At 48.6% G+C, this 21,828-nt stretch carries 16 protein-coding genes; 6 read left to right on the forward strand and 10 right to left on the reverse strand.

The annotated features are described in order from the left end of the window. Positions 1-30: 30 nt before the first annotated feature. From WMW72_RS10360 to WMW72_RS10375, 4 genes are read right to left on the reverse strand one after another with little or no spacing between them, the layout of a single operon-like run. The gene (locus WMW72_RS10360; protein ID WP_341415371.1) at positions 31-1,167 is read right to left on the reverse strand and encodes a Gfo/Idh/MocA family protein; all 1,137 of its coding nucleotides are present in this window, start codon (positions 1,165-1,167) and stop codon (positions 31-33) included. Positions 1,168-1,207: 40 nt separating this feature from the next. After that, on the reverse strand, positions 1,208-2,644 hold the full coding sequence (locus tag WMW72_RS10365; RefSeq protein WP_341415372.1) for an NAD-dependent succinate-semialdehyde dehydrogenase: 1,437 nt from the start codon (positions 2,642-2,644) through the stop codon (positions 1,208-1,210). A gap of 44 nt (positions 2,645-2,688) precedes the next feature. Beyond that, positions 2,689-3,648: a phosphoglycerate dehydrogenase gene (locus tag WMW72_RS10370; RefSeq protein WP_341415373.1), complete on the reverse strand. Its 960-nt coding sequence runs from the start codon at positions 3,646-3,648 to the stop codon at positions 2,689-2,691. 23 nt (positions 3,649-3,671) lie between these two features. After that, on the reverse strand, positions 3,672-4,481 hold the full coding sequence (locus WMW72_RS10375; protein ID WP_341415374.1) for an HpcH/HpaI aldolase family protein: 810 nt from the start codon (positions 4,479-4,481) through the stop codon (positions 3,672-3,674). A 388-nt stretch (positions 4,482-4,869) separates the two neighbouring features. Here WMW72_RS10375 and WMW72_RS10380 point away from each other — a divergent pair, with 388 nt between their 5' ends. From WMW72_RS10380 to WMW72_RS10405, 6 genes are all read left to right on the forward strand, one after another. Further along, positions 4,870-6,054, forward strand: a complete 1,185-nt coding sequence (locus tag WMW72_RS10380) for an ROK family protein (protein ID WP_341415375.1) — start codon at positions 4,870-4,872, stop codon at positions 6,052-6,054. Between the two features lie 51 nt (positions 6,055-6,105). Beyond that, entirely contained in the window at positions 6,106-7,161 is a 1,056-nt protein-coding gene (locus WMW72_RS10385) for a zinc-dependent alcohol dehydrogenase (RefSeq protein ID WP_341415376.1), read from the forward strand. Positions 7,162-7,164: 3 nt separating this feature from the next. Then, a complete protein-coding gene (locus tag WMW72_RS10390) occupies positions 7,165-8,427 on the forward strand; it encodes a nickel pincer cofactor-dependent isomerase, group 22 (RefSeq protein WP_479724850.1) in 1,263 nt (420 codons plus the stop codon). A gap of 114 nt (positions 8,428-8,541) precedes the next feature. Next, on the forward strand, positions 8,542-10,236 hold the full coding sequence (locus WMW72_RS10395) for an IlvD/Edd family dehydratase (protein ID WP_341415378.1): 1,695 nt from the start codon (positions 8,542-8,544) through the stop codon (positions 10,234-10,236). A 26-nt stretch (positions 10,237-10,262) separates the two neighbouring features. Then, positions 10,263-11,240 (forward strand): D-2-hydroxyacid dehydrogenase, encoded by a 978-nt coding sequence (locus WMW72_RS10400; protein WP_341415379.1) that lies wholly within the window; start codon positions 10,263-10,265, stop codon positions 11,238-11,240. Between the two features lie 13 nt (positions 11,241-11,253). Continuing rightward, complete coding sequence (locus WMW72_RS10405) at positions 11,254-12,081, forward strand: MBL fold metallo-hydrolase (RefSeq protein ID WP_341415380.1); 828 nt, start codon at positions 11,254-11,256, stop codon at positions 12,079-12,081. 112 nt (positions 12,082-12,193) lie between these two features. Here WMW72_RS10405 and WMW72_RS10410 read toward each other — a convergent pair whose 3' ends face one another. The 6 genes from WMW72_RS10410 to WMW72_RS10435 form a co-directional block, all read right to left on the reverse strand. Continuing rightward, on the reverse strand, positions 12,194-15,880 hold the full coding sequence (locus WMW72_RS10410; protein ID WP_341415381.1) for an Ig-like domain-containing protein: 3,687 nt from the start codon (positions 15,878-15,880) through the stop codon (positions 12,194-12,196). A 15-nt stretch (positions 15,881-15,895) separates the two neighbouring features. Then, complete coding sequence (locus WMW72_RS10415) at positions 15,896-16,738, reverse strand: carbohydrate ABC transporter permease (protein ID WP_341415382.1); 843 nt, start codon at positions 16,736-16,738, stop codon at positions 15,896-15,898. Beyond that, positions 16,728-17,684: a carbohydrate ABC transporter permease gene (locus WMW72_RS10420; RefSeq protein ID WP_341415383.1), complete on the reverse strand. Its 957-nt coding sequence runs from the start codon at positions 17,682-17,684 to the stop codon at positions 16,728-16,730. Before WMW72_RS10420 ends, WMW72_RS10415 begins: the two co-directional genes overlap by 11 nt. A gap of 52 nt (positions 17,685-17,736) precedes the next feature. Beyond that, positions 17,737-19,062: an ABC transporter substrate-binding protein gene (locus WMW72_RS10425; RefSeq protein ID WP_341415384.1), complete on the reverse strand. Its 1,326-nt coding sequence runs from the start codon at positions 19,060-19,062 to the stop codon at positions 17,737-17,739. A 150-nt stretch (positions 19,063-19,212) separates the two neighbouring features. Continuing rightward, positions 19,213-19,956, reverse strand: a complete 744-nt coding sequence (locus WMW72_RS10430) for a response regulator transcription factor (RefSeq protein ID WP_341415385.1) — start codon at positions 19,954-19,956, stop codon at positions 19,213-19,215. A gap of 3 nt (positions 19,957-19,959) precedes the next feature. Beyond that, positions 19,960-21,717: a sensor histidine kinase gene (locus tag WMW72_RS10435; RefSeq protein ID WP_341415386.1), complete on the reverse strand. Its 1,758-nt coding sequence runs from the start codon at positions 21,715-21,717 to the stop codon at positions 19,960-19,962. Positions 21,718-21,828: the final 111 nt, after the last annotated feature.

Genomic DNA, 21,828 nt, shown 5'->3' on the forward strand with positions numbered 1-21,828 from the left:
TTCCTTTCTAACTGAAATAAATGTAGAACATCATTGCGGGTCAAGCAAATCGGATAGGTTGACCCACCGGCCAAGCTCGGAGGATTCAGAAACCGCTTCCATAACTGCTTGATTATACACGCCGTCCGCAAAATTTGGCTGCGGATTTAAACCGTTTGCAACTCCATTGATCAATTCGTACATCAAGCTGATAAACGTGTGCTCGTAGCCGAGAAGATGTCCCGGCGGCCAATAGTTGCCTGCATAAGGATGCTTCATTTCGGTGCAATTGATCGTTCGAAATCCTCTTAGCGCTTCGTCTTCATCTGTAAAATAAACCTGCAATTCGTTCATATGCTCAAAATCCCAGCGGATCGAACCCTTTTCCCCGTTGATTTCAAAGCGATTTCCGTTTTTGTTGCCGCCCGCATAACGTGTTGCTTCAAACACCCCTACGGCGCCGTTTTCAAATTTGGCTAAAAAGGCGGATGTATCATCTACGTCGACTTCGATCATTCTTTCATAATTGGGCTGTCCATCCGGACCTGCATCAGGACGGCTTTTGACGAAGGTTTCCATCATCCCCGAAACTTTTTTAAAATCCCCTACAAGAAATGACGCCAAATCGATCATATGACTGCCGATATCACCAAGTGCACCATAACCGGCAATTTGCTTGCTGAGCCGCCATCTAAACGGCCGATTCGGGTCCATCATGCTTTGGTTCAAATAAACGGCGCGGATATGACGGATTTTCCCCAATTTCCCTTCACAGATCAACTGTTTGGCGAACTGCACCGCAGGAGCAAAGCGATAATTATGCATCAGCATGTTTACTTTGCCGGAGCGATCGGCGGCAGCCTTCATTCGTTTGGCTTCTTCCAAAGTAAGGGCAAGCGGTTTTTCACAAATGACATGCTTCCCTGCTTCCAAAGCGGCGATCGCCATTTCCACGTGCGTATGGTTGGGCGTTGCAATATCGACGACATCGATATCATCCCGTTCAACGAGCTTGCGCCAATCGGTTTCATACGAAGCCCAGCCCATTCTCCGGGACGCTTTCTGGACCTCTTCCTCGTTGCGTCCCGCTATGGCCTTCAGCACAGGTACTGCAGATTTTTCGAAAAAAAACGGAAGCTGCCTGTAGGCGTTGCTGTGGGCTTTTCCCATAAAGTTATAACCGATCATACCTATTCGAACTTCCTGCCTGAGCGTCACGGCTTTCCCCTCATTCGCTATAAATTTTCATTGAAATATATTTCGTTTCGAGGAAATCGGCAATCCCTTCCTTACCCCCTTCGCGTCCGATTCCAGACTCTTTCACACCGCCGAACGGAGCCTGCGCTACGGACGGGAACGGATCGTTCAATCCCACGATGCCGTACTGCAGCTTCTCAGACACGCGGAATGCACGGCTTAAATCCTTCGTATAGAAATACGATGCCAAGCCATAAGGAACGTTGTTCGCACGCGCTATGACTTCCTCCTCCGAGTCGAAAACCATAAGGGGGGCAACAGGACCGAAGGTTTCCTCTTGGCAGATTAACATATTCTCGTTAACGTCGCTAAGTATAGTAGGCTCGAAAAATTGTCCCTTCCGCTCTGCTCTCTTGCCGCCGGTCAACACCTTGGCCCCCTTGGACACCGCATCGGCCACATGTTCCTTGGATTTTTCAACTGCTCCTTCATCAATCAGAGGGCCGATCGATGTACCTGGATCCAACCCATCGCCCAGTTTCAACTGGTTCACCTTTTCAACTAACAGGGCTTCAAACGTTTCCTTGACGGAACGCTCGACATACACTCTGTTGGCGCAAATGCAGGTTTGTCCGGCATTGCGGAATTTGCTGCCGATCACCCCATTAACCGCGTCTTCCAGATCCGCGTCAGCGAATACGATAAACGGTGCATGGCCGCCCAGCTCCATAGATACTTTTTTTACCTGATCCGCTGAGCGCTTGATCAAATATTTGCCTACTTCCGTGGAGCCGGTAAAGGTGATTTTACGGATAGCCGGATTCGTTAAAAATTCATCCCCCACCTCGCTGGACGTAGATGTCGTAATCAGGTTCAATACACCTGGGGGAAATCCAACCTTCTCGAATATGTTGAATAACGCAACAGCATTCAGCGGAGTATGCTTGGCTGGCTTAACGACGATCGTGCAGCCTGCCGCCAGCGCCGGTGCAATTTTCCGGGTTACCATAGCCTGCGGGAAATTCCAAGTAGAGATCGCCCCGACCACGCCGACCGGCTGCCGGATGACAAGTAATCGTTTGTCCTGGCTGTTGGCAGGTACCGTATCTCCATAAATCCGGCGCGCCTCCTCGGCAAACCAGCGGAAGAAGCTGTTCGCGTACACAAGCTCGTTTCTTGCTTCCTGCAGTGGCTTGCCCTGCTCCACGGTTAAAATTTCCGCCAGCTGCTCGAACTCCTCGTTAATACGGTGGTAGCAGTCCATCATCAGGTCCGCCCGTTCCAACGCTGTCATATGTGACCATACCGGAAACGCCTGGGATGCCGCTTCGACCGCGCGCTGTACATCTTCACGAGAACCGTCCGCAGCCTCCCCGACTTGTTCGCCCGTTGCGGGATTGTATGTAGGAAAATAAGCTCCCCGACTTGGCTCCTCCCACTTTCCGTTGATATAAAGCAGTCCTCTCATCTTAATCAGTCCTTTCGGAATAAAAAGTTAGATGAATAAACGAATTACAGCTTCTCCGGAATCGAATGCTGGGGAGGCTCGCCTTTGCCCATCCGGATAATTTCTTCTGCACACTGCAGACTCATACGGCGCATCGCTTCCTTCGTATGCGATGAAACATGGTGGGTAAGTACACAATTATCCAGCAAGTACAACGGGGAATCCTTGGACAACGGCTCTTTGTTGTACACGTCCAAGCCTGCCCCGCCGATGGATTTCCGTGCTAACGCCTCATAGAGTGCAGATTCGTCGACCAATTGCCCTCTAGCCGTGTTAATCAGGAAGGCGGTCGGTTTCATTTGCTCCAAAAATGAAGCGTCGACGATCCGATCCGTTTCCTTATTCAATGGCAAATGAAGCGATATATAATCCGACTCCGCAAGTAACTGCTCCTTGCTTACATAAGTAACATTTGCCCGCTCCGCCCAAGAATAATCCGGATAGGCATCATAGGCCAGAATGGTTGCATCGAATCCGGCTACCCGCTTGGCGACGGCTTTGCCAATTCGCCCGGTCCCCATGATACCAACGGTTTTCGACCACATCTCATGAGTCATGATTTGCGGCGTCCATTGGCCATCCCGGATGGACCGGTCAAAATAAGGAATTTGTCTCGATATGCTGAGCATAAGCGCCAGCGCCATATCCGCAACAGATTGTTCATTCGCTCCAGCCGTAACCGTAACCGTAATTCCATTTTGCATCGCATACCGCCAGTCGATCGCATCATAACCGACCCCGAAGCGGGCGATAAGCTTCAGCCCTTTCCCCTCGCTTATCGTGGTAGCTGTTAACGGGTTGGAGCCGACCACATAGGCCACAGCGTCCATGATGTTTTGTCGTACCTCGTCTTCAGTTACCTGGCGGGTCGGCTTTGTAAAGACGACTTCAAATCCTGACTCCTTTAACAAAGTCACGGCGTCCGGATGAAACATATCTGGAGTGACAAGCACTTTGTTGCTCATGAAAAGGGCTCCTTTCGCATTCGTTAGTACCGTACTTCCTTTATAGCACCCTTACTCTCGAGCGCCGAAGCATCCAATTGGGATATATCGGCCAAAGCTTTGCTGAGCATGCCTGCAAGTTCACTGGCAATCGCAATAAATTGGAAGCCTTCGGCCATGCGCTTGTTGGCTGCCTCTGGACCAGCAACATGAATGCCGGTAGGAACACCGTTACGATGGGCGGATTGTTTCACTTTCTCTATGGCGGCTACAACCGCCGGATCGTTGCTCTCCAGCCCCGGCATTAATCCCATGGAGGACATCAAATCATTGGGTCCGATAAAACAAGCATCAATTCCAGGCACACTCAGTATGTCATCAATATTGCGTATGGCCTCGATATGCTCAATTTGAACAATCACTGCGATCTGTTCGTTGCCTTGCTCAAAATAAGTTGAGGTATCCGTTTCGAACCCAACCGCATGCCTTCGCCCGCCGACACTGCGGCAGCCGAGCGGATAATACTTGGCTTCGCGTACAGCGAGCTCCGCATCTTCCTTGGTATTGACCATCGGGACAACGATGCCCCATGCGCCCATATCCAGTACCCTTTTAATATTTTCCCCTGTGTTCCAAGGAACCCGTACAAGCGGTACCGTATTCGTATTAAACATTGAAGATACCATGAGTCCTGCTGTTTCAATGGAAATGGGATTATGCTCCATGTCAATGACCAGCCAATCGTATCCGGCTTGGGCCATCACCTCCGAGGTGTACGGGCTCGGAATGGACAGCCATGATCCTACGCTCGGTTTCCCTTCGCGCAGCCGCCGTTTAACTGTGTTTTCCCTCATCGTCCTTTCGCTCCTGTCTTTGATAAGCAGCCACCTAACTCTAGGAAGCGCTTACTTTTATGGTGCGCCCTTAAAAGTGCAAAATCAGATTTGAGTTTATTTAGTTTAAGAGTTAAATTAAATAATCCCACGAACACAGATTATCAAACGAATATTGCCAAGTCAATACAGCTACTTAAATAATTTAAAAATTTTATTTTTGGTACATATGTACTTTTCAATCCTAATTTATTGGGTTATAATGACAATGAATCAACTGATTGCCCATCAGTTTGTTCATCAGATTTGTTTTATATTTGTTTATTAGTTAAACTAGAAACAATAACTTATTGCCCTATAGTTTATATAATAAACTTAATCATACTTAACATATCTATAGGGGGATCCCATGCTAAAACGCGAAATGACTGGAGATGCGGACCTCATCAAGCAAATTAATCTCATGCTTGTCATGAACCTGATCCGTGAAAAAGGACCGATTTCCAGAATTGAAATATCCAAAATGTCGAAACTCAATAAAGCAACGGTTTCTTCCATGGTCGAAGAGCTTATTGCCAAAAGGTATGTCGTTGAAATCGGTGAAGTCAAATCGAAACGCGGCCGCAGGCCTACCCTTCTAAATTTTAACGGGGATGCCGGTTATGTGATTGGTATCGAGTTGAATGTCGGTTTCATGACGGTCATCGTGGTCAACCTGAATGCCAGCGTGCACTGGAAGAAATCGTATCTCATCTCTGATAACGAAAAAGAAATCGTCGATCAATTGTTCAAAGCGATCGATGAAGCTCGAACTGCCGTTCCGCAGTCCGCTCTTGGCATCATCGGTATTGGCATCGGGGTCGTCGGCATCGTCAATCACGAGACAGGCACACTCGTCATTGCGCCTAACGCAGGCTTGCAAAACCTGCCGTTAAAGCATCTGGTGGAAAGCTACACGGGGATTCAAACTTTTGTCGATAACGATTGCAATACTTCGGTAATCGGGGAATCGACCTTCGGGGCCGGCAAAGGAAGAAATCATCAAATTTTACTCAGCGTCACCAATCGAGGTATTGGTGTTGGCATTGTGATAGACGGGAAAGTATTTCGGGGACAAGACGGGTTTGCCGGAGAGATGGGACATATGACCATCAATATGGAAGGCCCGCGCTGCAACTGCGGCAACCGGGGCTGCTGGGAAATGTACTCCTCGCCTCAAGCGCTTATACGCAATTTTAAGAAAAACAAAAATATCGAAACTCCGCCTAAGGTGGATGAAATTATTGCGCTTGCCAATGCTGGCGATAATGCAGCGATTACAGCCTTGACGGAAACAGGCGAATATCTGGGAATCGGACTCGCCAACGTCGTCAATACATTTAATCCGGAAGTCATTATCATCCGGGGCGACATGGCCAAAGCTGATAAATGGATACTTAATCCAATTCGCCGTACATTGTCGGAACGATGCTACTTCTATGCTTCAACCCGCATAGACATTGTTCCGAGCCGTTTCGGCGAGCTTGCCGCCTCTATTGGTGCAGCCTGTGAAGTCATCCACTATTGGTTTTATTCCTACGAGCAAAAACTGTAGAACCTTGCACAGATCTCTGTAGGCTCTCGGGGGTGAAAGGATGAATGAAACATGTCAACGAATGAAATGCTGGCCGTCATGGTCGATAAAGAACGCGTCATGCATGTACGCCCCACCGAAAAGCCGGCATACAGCCCCTATGAAGTGCTGGTGCGCGTCCGCTGTATAGGCGTTTGCGGAACGGACCTTCATTTATACCAAGGCTTACAAAATCATCGTGTGACCTTCCCCATTATACCGGGCCATGAGTGGTCGGGAGAAGTTGAAGCTGTCGGGGAGAACGTCAGCGAATTTACCGTCGGCCAGCGGGTAGTCGGTGAAGTGACCATGCCTTGCGGCAAATGCGTAAACTGCCGCAAAGGCAATTATAATATATGTCCGAAGCGCGTTGAAAACGGGGTGTTTGGCCGTAACGGCGCTGCTGCGGAATACATCGTCGTGCCAAGCTACGCACTTCATCCATTCTCTTCGAGCTTGTCTTTCGAGGAAGCATGCTTAATTGAGCCGACAGCTGTAGCTTACCGCAGTATTGAGAAGGTAAGAGTGACCCCCGCCGATCATGTGCTTGTGGTTGGTGCCGGACCGATCGGACTGCTTACTGCCGCTGTAGCAAAAGCCTTCGGCGCATGCTCCGTAACCTTGGTCGATTTACGGCAAAACCGTCTCGACGTCGGCAAAAGACTGGGTGCCGACCATACGATCAATTTATCCACTGACAATTTGACGGCCAAAGCGCTGGAAGTGACCGGCGGCGAGCTTTTTAACGTGATCATCGAAGCGTCTGGCAGTGCATCCGCCTTTGAAAGCTTGTTTGAAGTTACCGCACCGGGAGCAAGAGTTTGTCTCGTGGGCATTTTTGAACGAAGAGCCGAGATTGACGCCAATATGATCGTCCGCAAAGATTTGGAGGTTTACGGCTCCGTTTCAAGTCCAAACGTATGGAAACAGGCCATCCATATGGTCGAGCAGCAAAAAATTCCTGTGCGTGAAATCATTACCCACGAATACGAGCTCAAGGATTTCGAGATCCCGTTGCTTCAAATTGAAACTCGAGATCCGCATATTATCAAAGCGATCGTCAGACCCCCATCGATAAGCGGGGAGTAAGCGGTGGATTTATTTGAGGTTCGGTTGTCGTTTCCTTCTGAGCGGATAAGTGAAATTGAGCATACAGTCAGGCGAATCGTGACCCATTCGCCTGGCATCCGCAGTTTGCCGGAAAACGCCACCGTAGCGATTACAGCGGGAAGCCGGGGCATCACAAACTTTCCGGTCATCATGCGAGCTATCGCATCCGCACTTCGCAATCTTTCCATACACCCTTTTGTCGTTCCGGCGATGGGAAGTCACGGAGGAGCTACGGCGGAAGGGCAAGTCGACGTGCTGCGCCATCTGGGCATTACCGAACAAGCCGTGGGAGCACCCATTCGCTCTTCGATGGACGTGAAGCTGCTCGGGTATACACCTGGACCATCGCCGATTCCGGTTTATATGGATCAACATGCCTGTTCTGCCGACGGGATCATCGTGGTCAACCGGATTAAGCCCCACACAGCCTTCCGTGGAAGCGTAGAAAGCGGGCTGAGCAAAATGATCGCAATCGGTCTCGGTAAAATCATCGGCGCCTCTTTTATCCACGGCGCGGGGGTTCAAGATATGGCTATAAATATCGAGGCGGTTTCCAAGTATGCGCTGGAGCATGCACCTGTTGCATTAGGCATAGCCATACTCGAAAACGGATATGACGAGACCGCCGATATCGTAGGTGTTGAACCGAACGAATGGCACAGTAAGGAGTCCAGGCTGCTGCACCGCTCTAAGACGATGATGCCCCGGCTTCCTGTTGACGATATCGATCTGCTAATTGTTGAACAGATGGGAAAAACATTCAGCGGCTCCGGCATGGATCCGAATATCATCGGCCGGTGGAGAATTGCCGGTATGCCGGAGCCTGCTGCACCCAAGGTCGAGCGGCTGATCGTGCTTGATCTTGCAGATAGCTCCGGCGGCAATGCCCAAGGTATCGGGCTGGCCGATTTCACTACGAAAGCGCTAACACAGAAAATCAATTCGACCGCTACGTACACTAGCACGATCACAAGCACCTTTCTGCAGCGAGCTATGCTGCCGATGACTTTTGACAACGATCAAGAAGCCGTACAAGCTGCACTGCGCAGTTTGGGACCCAAACATGAGCCCTCACAAGTGAGACTGGTGCAGATCCCGAACACGTTGCATCTGGAGAAGATGTTTGTATCCGCTTCCGTTCTGGAGACGATGAAGCGACAAAAAGTACCTTTCGAATTCATGGGTACCCGCAGCTTAACTTTCGATGCTGCAGGTTGTATCGTTTCAAAAATAACGCGTTCTTGAAGAAGAACATCATGATGAATAACGATGATTCCACAGTGGGTTTGGCATCACCTGGCTCCCTTAACCTGTTCATGCATGACTATGAAATTGACATTTGAATGGAGGCTACTAATCATGAGCAAGTCCTACACATCCTATGGGGACCGGGGATTCAGCCAATTTTTGCGCAGAGCCTTTAATCGTCATCTAGGCTATAGCGAAACAGATTTCGATAAACCTGTTATTGGTATTTGTAATACATCTAGCGAAATTAATCGTTGTCACTCCCATCTCGGCCCTTTGATCGAAGCGATTAAACGGGGTGTGATTATGGCGGGTGGTGTGCCCTTGGAGTTCCCCACCATTTCACTGGGTGAAATCAATACGAGCCCTACTACCATGCTTTACCGTAACCTGGCCGCTATGGATACGGAAGAGATGATTCGTGCGCAGCCGATTGATGGAGTGGTTCTCTTAGGCGGTTGTGATAAAGTAACCCCTGCCCAGCTGATGGGTGCTGTAAGCGCTGACATACCGGCCATCATGTTTACAGGCGGCCCCATGGCCAACGGTGAATACGAAGGTCGTACCTTAGGCGCCTGCTCCGATTGCCGATTTTTTTGGCAGGAATATCGTGGCGGCAAAGTTAGTGAGGAAGAGCTTGTTAAAATCAATGCAGCTTTAGCCCCGACTGCTGGACATTGCATGGTTATGGGCAGCGCAAGTACAATGGCTGTCTGCTCAGAAGCTTTAGGCCTGATGCTTCCAGGTGCAGCAGCAATACCTGCCACACATAACCAGAGGTTAGCCGCTGCGCAGGAGACAGGCAAGCAGATTGTTGAGGCCGTTAACCGGGATCTTAAGCCGTCAAACATACTCACTCTGGGCAGCTTTGAGAACGCTATCAGGCTTCTTATGGCTGTCGGTGGTTCCTCCAACGCTGTCATCCATCTCATCGCCATAGCCGGGCGCATGGGAATCGAGCTGCCGCTCCGCTTATTTGATGAATTAAGCCGAACAACGCCATTCCTCGCCAACTTGAGACCTGCGGGAAAATATCAAATGGAAGATCTGTTCCGGGCCGGGGGAGCTCCCGCTGTTCTTAAGGAGCTCTCCCCCCTCCTACATCTAAATGAAATGACGATCACCGGTCAACCGATTGGCGAGTGGTTGAAGGATATTACAATCTCTGAAACGTATCGCGATATTGTCCATCCGTACGATAAGCCGCTTCACACCGAAGGCGGTATCGCTATTTTGCACGGTAATCTGGCTCCGAACGGTGCCGTCATTAAGACCAAGGCTGCTTCCCAATCTCTGCTTTCGCATCGCGGTAAAGCCATCGTCTTCACCTCGGCCGAAGACTTGGAAGCACGTATCAACGACCCTGAGCTCGATGTAAAGGAAGACGATATTCTCGTACTCCAGTATGCCGGACCCGTCGGCGCTCCCGGTATGCCGGAGGTAGGTATGCTGCCTATTCCGGATAAGCTGCTGAAGCAGGGCGTACGTGATATGGTACGCATTTCCGATGCACGTATGAGCGGCACCGCCTTCGGTACTGTCGTGTTGCATGTTACACCGGAAGCTGCGGTCGGTGGAACGATCGCTCTTGTAAGAACGGGGGATGAAATTGAACTGGATGTAGAACGCCGATCTCTGCAGCTGCTGGTGCCGGAAGAAGAGCTGACGAGACGTCGCAGTGAATGGACACCTCTAGAAATGACAGGACGAGGCTACACGAGGCTTTACCGGGAGCATGTGCTGCAGGCAGATAAAGGCTGTGACTTCGATTTCCTGCTGCCTGATAGGTCAAAGGAACCTAAATAACAACACTACCGAGGAGCTGTTCCTAGATGAATATCGTTGTATTGGACGGATATACATTGAATCCGGGAGATTTAGATTGGGGGAGGCTTGGAGCCCTAGGCCATCTTACCGTATATGAGAGAACGTTGCCTGAACAGCTCATGCAGAGGGCCGCAGAAGCGAACCTGCTCCTTACTAATAAAACTCCCCTATTCAAAGAAACGTTGACCGGGCTTCCACATCTCCGCTATATCGGGGTCCTAGCAACAGGTTATAACGTTGTGGATGTTCAAGCTGCTGCAAGTCGCGGGATTCCCGTAACGAATGTTCCCACCTATGGCACTCATTCGGTCGCCCAATTCGTTTTTGCCCTGCTCTTGGAATTATGCCATCGGGTTCACATGCATGGCGACGCCGTACGGGATGGAGAATGGGTTCGATCATCGGACTTTTGCTTCACACGCTCCCCACAAGTTGAGCTGCAAGGACGTACACTCGGATTAATTGGCCTCGGCAGAATCGGGAGTCAAACCGCACAGATAGCAAATGCCTTTGGGATGAACGTCATTGCCGTGGGCAGCGGACGCACGGAGCCTGCACCTGTACCAGGAGTCCAATGGGTTTCACTTGACGACCTTCTCCGGCAATCGGATGTCATTAGCCTGCACTGCCCGCTTACCCCGGAGACGACGGAATTGATCAACGCAGAACGCATTCGAATGATGAAGCCTTCGGCTTTCCTGATCAATACTTCTCGCGGCCCTCTCATCCAGGAACAGGATCTTGCAGATGCTTTGCGTGAGGGACGTCTAGCCGGTGCCGGTCTGGATGTACTGTCCGTAGAACCGCCACTGCCAAGCAACCCACTGCTTTCAGCTCCAAATTGCATAGTTACGCCACATATTGCATGGGCAACCAAGGACGCACGAGCCCGATTGATGGATACCGCTGTGGACAATGTAAAAGCATTCCTCATGGGCGAGCCCATCAACGTAGTGAACAACGCATATCTGAATATCCGATAGGGGGAAGATACTAGTGGCTCGACAACGCTTCGGAGCTGATTTCATCCAGGAAATAAACAATACGAGAGTGCCGTACGGCATGCTTGCCATTTGGTTTTTGGGACAGGAGAGCGTCGTTGTAAAGGGTGGAGACACGACAGTCTATATAGATCCTTATTTATCCGAGAACTCAAACAGGATGTTTGCGGCTCCAATCCAACCGGAACATATCACGAATGCGACCTATTGTTTGATTACTCACGATCATCTCGACCATTTGGATCTTGCTACAGTGTCCGTGATGGGGCGCAATAATGCGGGTATCCTTTTTATGGCGCCGGGTTATTGCCACGCTGAAATGCTGAATCGGGGCATTTCTCAAGAACAATTGCTGCTAGCCCGTACCGGGGAATGGTGGAGGGGATCTGATATTCAGATTAAAGCTGTTCCTGCAGCTCACGAGGAATTTGAATACGATGCCGAGCTTGGCCATCGCTATGTCGGATATATCCTTAAGCTGAATGGCGTCACTCTGTATCATGCCGGAGACACGCTCATCTATCCAGGGCTGGTCGCTTCATTGAAGGAAGAAGCCATCGATATTGGCATGTTGCCCATTAATGGGAGAGACGCCTTCAGATCTTTAAGATTGATAGGAAACATGAACTATAGGGAAGCCGTCGAGCTTGCAGTTGCTGCGGATATGGACACCGTCGTTCCTTTGCATTACGATCTCCTCAAAGGCAACACTGAAAAGCCAGGCTACTTCATCGATTATTTGCATGAGTACTACCCAGAACAGAAGAGTCATGTGTTAGCCCGGTATGAGAAATACATTTATGTTTCAAAGGAGTTTCCCTAGCTAGACTCCGCGGTAGTCTTGAGCCCGTTCTGAATGCCCTGACTTTCCATCGGCATATAAGGGACTGCCCTTAAGGAAGATACATCCCCCCTTGAAGACAGTCCCTGCCAAGCTAGTTTAGCTTATTCAATAATCGGTAAATGATCACAGCAGCTTGCGCTCTGGTTGTACTTTCGTTCGGCATAAAGCTGCCGTTGCTTCCTTCCAGGATACCTGCGTCTTGCATAGCGCTTATAGCTTCAAGCGCATAATCCGCCATGTCGGATGTGTCGTTAAAGGCATCCCGGCTGGCACTGGCAGGAAGCTTTACGTTTATTGCTTGTAAAATTCGGTTAACCAGCACGGCCATATCTTGTCTGGAGATGACCTCTCCTCCACCGAAGCTTCCGTCTTCCCTACCGCTAATGACGCCAAGCTGCTCTGCGGCGGCTACGGAGCTATAATACCAATCATGTTGATCCATGTCCCGGAAAGAGGATGATGATGCTTGTTCATGTGTCAAGCTAAAGCTTCTCATCAAGAGTGTGACGAATTCAGCTCTTGTGACCGGCTTGTTCGGGGCAAAGCTGTCCGCGCTTACGCCAAGCACAACTTCTCTGGCGGCCAATGCTTCTATGCTTGTTTGCGCCCAAGGTGTATCCTTGATATCTTGGAACGTGACATCCTTGTAGGTTACCGCATAATCGCCAAGCTCTGCGATCATGAACCTCACTTCTCCCGTCACTGGGTCATAAGCGCCGTTAACCAGCACCTCAAGCTTCCCTTGCGAATTCACGAAGCTTACAATCACCTTCTCAGGCGACTCGCCGGGTTTCAGTCTGTAGCTGACTGCTGCTTGAGCAGCTTCAGCCCCGAGACTGCTGATCGTCTTGTCACCGATCCGCAAGCCAATTCGGTAAACGCCGCCGCCCTCGATTGATTTTCTAACCTGCTCCGATAGCGTCTGGTGATCAACATTCGATACGACAACCTGGATATCTGGGCTAGCTGTGCCAGCTTGCCGCTTCAATGCCTGCACCGATAACGTTAAGTTGAGACTTGCTGTTTGCAATTCGATCTGCTTAATCTGCTTATCTACCGCCAGATTCAACAGTTGTGCAGGAATCTGTACGATTGTTTGCTTAGCATCCGGTTTGCCCTGGACGTTTAATTGGATTGACCCATGCTTAGCTTCCTTAATGGCATTAATCATTTCCAGTTCTTGAACGGTAACGATAGATGTATTTGGATCTACAGGCTCTTTGTTGACGGGCACAGCTATTGTACCGCCATTACCCGAATCGCTGGATGTACCGCCCGTGCTCTCATCCGTGCTTCCCCCGTTGTTTTTACTGGCTGTCACCGTGATATTCGCTGTCGCTTGCAGCGCAGTTCCATACACCGATCCATGAACCTCAAAGGCGCCTGCTTGTGCATACAATGTGGGTGCAATGTTATCCCAGACAACCTGGAGCTGCGACGTTAGTTGATTATCATATACAGCCGTGACAACCGTCGGCAGTTTCGGCGCTGTCCCTGCTGTCGTAGTTACCACCACAGGCTCAATCTCTATGATGACAGCCGGAATTTCCGTCACCGTGACATTCGCCGATGCGCGAATGCTTGTGCCTGCAACATCGCCATTTACGACAAACGAGCCTGCTTGCGCATACTGGGAAGCATCCACGAGATCCCAGATAACCGGCTGCGATGAAGTGGATTGATCATCGTACACAGCTGTTACCACTGCTGGAAGCTCTGGTGCCACACCTTTCGTTGTCAACACTTGAATCGGATTTATACGAATAATCACCGCAGGGGTCGAATTAACAGTGACATGGGCCTCCGCTCTCACATCTGTCCCCTCTACGACACCATATACAACGAAGCTTCCTGCCTGCGCATATTGCGAGGGTGCCACAGTGTCCCAGATTACAGCGTGTGTTTGTTTGGACCGATCGTCATATACGGCTGTCACTTGAGCAGGCAATATGGGCGCTGCTCCTACAGTCGTCGTGACGGGCGCAGGCTCGAAGCCGATAATAGCAGCGGGGATAGCTGTTACCGTTATATGCGCCTTCGCTCGTACGGCTGTCCCCGCTACAGTCCCTTGTACAATAAAGGTACCTTCCGCCCCATACTGAACAGGCGCTATGCTGTCCCACGTTACCGGCATCGTTTCGATCGACTCGTCATCATAAGTAACGGAAACGGTTGAAGGCAGCGTTGGAGCCACGTTGACAAACGTATTCACGTTTACCGGCGGGATGGCTTCAATAACCGCTCTTCCCGGAATAATCTCGCCACTACCCATTTTTACATGATCCAGGGTAATATTAGCGAATGGAGCCGAATCTCCGCCAATTTTCATAACATTGGTGCCGGTACCTAAACTGGGTGCTCCAGCCCAAGCCAGTTCACCGTCTATATACAAGTCATACGTATAGTTAGCGTGAACAACAACTCTGTAATCGTGATACACGGTTGTATCCAAAGTAGCTGTCTTCGTCGGGCTGCTTGCTTTATTTTGTGCTGTACCTTGTGTGCCGTGCTTTAAATAAAGCCCGATTTGATAATTTCCGCTTCTGATTGTAAATTCATTCAGGGTGTTAGTCGCATTTACCTTGGCTCTATACTCTACAGTAAAGGGCCCCACAATAGGAGTGAATGCGGATTTCAGCAAATAAGTCGAAAAACTGGAACTCGTATCTACGATGCTTACATTTCCGCTATGCTGCGTAATGACTCCATTGCCCATTCCTGACCAGCCTAGTGAATAGTTACTCATATCGTCATTCATGTGTTTGAATGGGCCCGGCGGAAGCGGAGGTACCTCCTCTAAAGGCGCATTCAGGTCTGCCTTTGCATAGGCGAGCATTCCGCCTAACCGGTCTCCTTGCTCATAGAACATGTACAAGGTATCGCCGTCGTATACAAAGTTAGGCGAGGCTGTTCGTCCCCGGTCAATCACGGAATCAGAGTCATGCAACACGCCCAAGTGGTTCTCCAGGTCAAAATTAGCGCCAACCTCGGTAATATGCACATTGCCGGAAGACGCATGGTAAGCTACATAATGCTTGCCATTCCACGGAAAATACGTGGGGCCGGACAAATTTGTTCCTTCCGTTGGAATCGAGGTAATCAATGGATTCTTCTGAGTTGTCCATTTGAGGCCATCGTTCGACCAGGCCAGATAAATGTTTCTTTTGTTCGCTGTGGTATTCCCCATCAACAACATGATGTATGTGTTATTTTTGGAGGGAATCGTGTACTTGAACACCTTTGCATAAGAGGTTTCCGTCAATCCGATATAATCACTCGTACCCAGCGCTCTTCCCTCATAAGTAAAGTTGATGCCGTCTGTGGTTGAGGCAATCCTCGTCGTCGTATTTTCCCCGTGGTAATACATGTAATATCTCTGCGCTTCATCATTCCATATCATATAAGGCGAGGACACATGGGTCACGTTGTAATGAGGAGACCACACATTGGCGATTAACGGGTTAGCCCCGTATTCCGTCCAGGGACCGTCCAAGGAATTGGAGTAAGCCAGATTAACCCCCCCTGGCGCATCATGAGGGGCATAGTATAAATAGTAGGTTCCCAGCGGATTCGCTATATGATCGGTTGCCTTAACGACCTGAGGAAAAATAATCTCATCCGTAGGATTATATTTTAACTGTAACGGATCCAAAACCTGGCCCGCATAAGTAAACTTAGGGAAGCCCGGCAATGCGGATGCAGGCTCAGGTTTAATCACGAGCACAACGCTTAGCAGCATAAAAAAACAAAGCGAGGCAGCTGCGATTTTTCTCAACATAGGATCTCCTCCTTATTATTTCAAGCCGGTTAATGCTACACCCTCGATGAAGCGCTTCTGGGCGATAAAGAAAACAAGCAATAAAGGCAGCGTCGCCATAACGGATGCGGCCATGAGTAAATGCCAATCGGTTCCGGCCGTATCTGTAAAGAGCTTAAGACCAACCGGCAGCGTAAAGAGCTTGTTGTCGCTGATGTAGATCAGCGGATCAAAATAGTTATCCCAACTGTGAAGGAAAGTAAAGATGGCAAGCGTGGACAACGCAGGCGTGGACAGTGGCAGCATAACGCGCCAAAAGGTAGTCCATGGCGTACAGCCGTCTATTTTGGCCGCTTCCTCAAGCTCGTTCGGTACAATGATAAAAAATTGTCGCAGCAAAAATACGCCGAATATGCCTCCAGCTCCTAATACAGAAGGAACAATTAACGGAAAATGCGTATCTGTCAGATGAAGCTTGGACATCCAGAGGAACATGGGAATCGCGGTTACTTCCGTCGGAATCATCATACCGCTGAGCAGAATCAGAAAAATCACGTTTTTGAAGCGAAAATTCATCTTGCCAAACGCATAACCTGATAGCGCCGCAAACAAGCAAGTAGCCACCGTTACCACAATCGCTATATAAGCGCTGTTGAAGAAGTAAAGCGGGAAGTCAGGCTGACTGACGAACACCTGGGTAAAATTAGTCCAAGAAACCGGATTAGGAATCCACTGCGGCGGAAATAAAAATATTTTGGTAGGATCCTTAAGTGAAGTCGTGAGCATCCACATAAACGGAAACAATATAATAAGCGCTATAAGGGAAAGAGCGGCATAGATGGGCAGATTACGCAGAACGCTTCGACGGTTACTGTTCATGATGCACCCACCTTTTTCTCATGTTCCATTGCAATATCGTTAAGAGCAGCACCAGAAAAAACAGGATAAACGCGATCGAAGAAGCATAGCCGAACTCAAATTGCTTGAAGGCCTGCTGATAGATGTAGTACACAAGGACGTAGGTGCTGGTTCCCGGACCGCCGTCTGTCATGACCTGAATCTGTGAAAACACCTTCAATGATCCGATTAGCGTTAGTATAAGCGCCAGGAAGAACGCTGGTGAAATCATCGGGAAGGTGATATTCATGAAGGTTCTAGTTCGCGAAGCACCGTCAATTTTGGCTGCCTCATAATACATGGCGGGAACCTCCTGCAGAGAAGCAAGGAAAATAACCATATTCAAGCCTACATTTTTCAATACGCTAACTACGATGACAACCGGCATCGCCAAGTCAAAATTGTACAGCCAGGCTGGACCTTTAACGCCAAACAGCTGCAATAGCTGATTAATTAACCCGGCATCGGTCGCAAAAATATATTTCCACACAATTGCCCATACCACAATCGAAGTGACAACCGGCGTAAAGATTGCGGTACGAAACAAACCGATTCCTGGTAATTTTCTATTCAAGAGCAAGGCAAGCCCCAACGCAAGCAGCAGGTTTAGCGGGATAAGACCCGCCGAGAAATACAACGTATTCCAAACGGTCTTCCAAAATAATGGATCATTCAAAAAAGCCTTTTGATAATTGTCTAATCCCACATACCCTGATTCATGAAGGAGGGAATAATTTGTAAAGCTCATCCCGAAAGCGGCAATGATGGGAATCAATAAGAAAACGGTATACCCGATTACCATGGGAGAAATAAATAAGTAAGCATACCAGGCCCCGCTGGAAGCAAGACGGCTTTTGGTACGTTTCCGAGCGGATACATTATGCCCTGTAGGCAGATCTTGCATGGTGTTCACACCTGCGGAATTCATGTAGGTTCTCTCCTCTCTATCTCTCTGTTTGTTGCTAAATCATTAGCTCCATTTATTTAAGCAGCGGAGTTACTTCGCTTTCAGCTTTGATCAATACATCCTTTGGAGTAGCCGACTGCGCATAAAGCAAATCTAGAATGGTTTGCATCTTCGTATCGATCTGCTGCCAATTTTTGTGAGCTGGCAATGTGGTTGCACCTGCCATTTGATCGATGACAGCAAGCTTCACGCTCTCAGGCGATGGTCCTTGCTTCAGGAACGAGTCCGATTCCAGGATCGACTTGCGGCTTGGAACAAAATATTGGCTAGTCATGTTCATGTTCTCTGCGTTCGTAATATATTGTAAGAAGTCGGTTGCTTCCTTCGGATTTTTGCTATCCTTCATGACCACAACTCCGGCATATCCCATTGTCGTGCCAGCCCCCTTGGGACCTTGCGGCAATGGAGCTATATCCCACTCAAAATCCTTAATCGCCTTTGCTTTGCCCATATAGCTGAATAATTCCTTCTGCATCGCAATTTTCCCCGTGTCAAATGTGGTTTGATCCCCCGGCTTCGGATGCACCTTATCCTTAAAGATCATATCCGAATACAGCTGAAGCGCCTGCTCGCCTTCTTTGGAGTTCAAGGTAACTTTCGTACCGTCTTTACTCAGCAGCTCGGCACCATAGGAATTAAATACCGTTTGCAGCGCATCCGGCCAGTTCGTCCAGCCATTACGGACAAAGTTCGTACCATATACACCTTTTGCAGGGTCGGCTAATACCTTGGCTGCTTTGAGGAACTCCTCATAGGTCCATTTTCCTTGCTTGTACAGCTCGGTCGGCGTTGCAAGTCCCTTAGCTTTAAACATGGTTGCATTATAATAAATCATGGATGTTGGTGTAGAGAACGGAATTCCGTAGATTTTTCCATCCTTGGTTAATAAATCAAGCGTGGTCGGAAACACGTCGTCAAATTTGTAAGCTGCATCCGTTTTCAATGAAGTTACGTCAAGAAGCTGACCGCCTTGTATGAACTGCGGAATCATACGCTCCGCGAGCCAAGCTACATCCGGAGCCGAATTCGACGCTTGCATGATCGAAAGCTTTTGTTGGTAATCTGCAAAGGGGATAATCGTAATTTCCACGCTGATATTCGGATTCTTCTCCTTATACTTGGCAATCATATCCTCATACATTTTCTTGTGCGTATCATTGCCCCATATGCTAAATTTGAGCGTGACAGGCTTCTGCTGCTTCACATCAGCGGATGGACTTGGCGCATTACTTGATGATATCCCCGCAGCTGCCGGCGTATCCGTTTTGGCACCGCAAGCCGTTAATATCGATGTCGTGACTAGCAGCGTGCCCGTTAGTAAACTCCACTTTTTGTTCATATTCGAGTTCCCCTTTATGTTTAAGTATGTAACCGCTTTAATAAAACGTTTACAAACCTTATTATAAAGAAAACGAACCAGCTGTTTTATGGCCTAAAGTTCAGAAAAGGTTTGAATTGTATTGAAGTTGGTTTGAAAAATAAATGGGGACTACGCTTGCTCGCGAAATTCCGAGGGTGTCAAGCCTACGATTTGCTTGAACAGGGACATGAAATATTTTCCATTTGGATACCCGGACATTCGTCCGATGTCCTGCACCTTCATATGCGTCGTCTTCAGCAGCTGCTTCGCCTTCTTCATTCGGCACTGTGTCACATATTCCGATAGATTCTGCCCGGTTTCGCTCTTAAACAAAGCGGACAAATAACGATGATTCAGATGGACCTGATCAGCCAAATATTGAAGCGATATGCTCTGATCCAGATGAAGGTCGATAAGCTCCTTCACTTTTCTGATGATTTGCCGCTCCTCCAAGCCCTCCTTAACTGGAGCCTCCGCTTCGTGCTGCTGAAAGCTGCTCTTCGAAAAACCTTTCTTCAATCGGTCGATCACAAGCGCTAGCTCGGCTTTATCTACAGGCTTTAATAAATAATCCGCGGCATGATACCTCAGCGCATCCCTAGCATACTCAAAGTCGTTGTATCCGCTTACAATAACTACCGGAAGCTCAGGGTATTGGCCTCTTAGCCTTCTCAGCATCTCTATCCCATTCATTTCCTTCATACGGATATCTGTTAGGACGGCATCCGCCGTGTTAACCATCAACCACTCCATCGCTTCCAAGCCATTGGACAATTCTCCAGCCACCTGCACGCCGCCGATAATATGCTCAAGCAAATGACGAAAGCCATTGCGCAGATTGATTTCATCCTCAACTAATAATATACGAAGCACCTTTCATTCCCCTTTCCACTGTAACGGAATTTTCACAACAAAATGAGTGCCCTTCTCATGAGTCCTGTCCAGAAACAAGCCATATTCGGGGCCAAACAGCAGTCGAATCCTCCAATGCACATTGCGCAGCGCAAAGCCCTTTTTCTTAAATCCGAAGCCATCCCTTGCACCGTGTTCTTTACTTTCCTTATACATGTGGGCTTCTACCTGCTCCATTCTTTCCTCGTTCATTCCCTTGCCGTCATCGGAGACGATGATAAGAAACTGATCCTCCTCTATCGCTGTTGTGATCCGAACGGTGACAGAGTCTTCATCCAATGCATGCTCAATCACATTTTCGATCAAAGGCTGTAAAATTAGCTTGGGAACGAGATAGTCCTCGTGTCCCAGGTCGACGTCAAGCTCCATCTGAAGCTGCCCACCTAACCGATAAGAGAGAATCTGAATATAGGATTCTACGAACATCAGCTCATCCTTCAGGAATACGAAGCGCTCCTCCTTGTTTACCGTAAACCGCAACAGTCTGCCTAAACTTACGACAACACTCGATAGCTGGTGCTGGTTCGACTCCAATGCCATCATATTAATGGATTCCAACGTATTGTAGATGAAATGGGGATTAATTTGACTTTCGAGCGCGGATAGCTCGGCCTCCTTCTCACGAAGCTTACTTTCATATACCTCTTTGATCAAACGCTCGATTTCCGCTACCATTATATTAAAGCCTCCGGTTAAATGACCGATCTCGTCATGAGAGGTAATCTCCGCTCTTTCCCCAAAATCACCCTTTTGTACCTTTTTCATTTTCTTTTGCAGATGACGAATAGGCTTCACTAAACGACTTGAAGCTACAATAGCCAGCAGATAGGCAACCAGCATCGAAATGACAGAAACGATGACCGTGGATCTTACAAGCTCCCGAGCTCCGGCTGTTACTTCGCTTTTGGGAATCAAGCCCGTCACCTGCATACCTGTAAACTCAGAATAAACCGTAACAGAAATTTGCTCAGCTTCATTGTTGATTACTTGAGTACTCAATGAATGGTTAGGATCTCCCTGATCAATCGGGTAAATGACCTCCCCCTTACGATCCGAAATGTAGATCTGACTTTTACTGTTATTATTCGTGGAATCCAGCAAGCTCTTAAAGCCCTGCTCAGTCAAATCGACCTTTACAATACCTAGATAGTCGTTGGTAGAAATTTCCCTGATGACACGCGCAATCGAAATGACCTGCTCATGGCCATCCAAATAATAATTGGCGTCATGAGGGGGCACGACAACAATCGACCCGTTCCCTTGCTCAACCTGAGCCATCCATGGGCTGTGTAATGCATTCCAATATCTATCGACGGTCGTCTCCAAGTTGCTGAACAAATTCCTGTCCCGCGCAAAAATCAAAACACCCCTAATCTCGCTTCGATCAAAGGTGAGTGAAGAAATCATTAAATTCATCTTGCTGTATTCATCCGAGGTTACAAAGCTTGGCGCGCTTTGCCAAGGGTGTTTCCTGAGAATACTCATCACGTTCTGATTATAATAAGGCGCCATCGTGATACGATCCATGTCTCTCATATATTGATCGAGGTTAATGTTGACCTGCTCAATAATTTGGCGCGTGTATCTGCGGGAATCCTCCTCAACGTTGGAGCTATATTGATAGTAGGTGATCAATCCGCTGATAATGAAGGGGATTGTAATTAATAAGGCAAACAAAATGATGAACTTGTTTCTGAGCGATATAAATAGCTTCGTCGGCATGCTTGACATTCACCTCTTGCCGTAGTCTCCTTGTACGCCCTCTATTATGAGTAACGCCACAATCCCAATAAGTCGGTTGTGGCGTTGATCATGTGAAGGAACTCACCCTAA

Origin of the sequence: Paenibacillus filicis (assembly GCF_038070315.1) — a bacterium.
GTDB classification, from domain to species: Bacteria; Bacillota; Bacilli; order Paenibacillales; family NBRC-103111; genus Paenibacillus_G; species Paenibacillus_G filicis.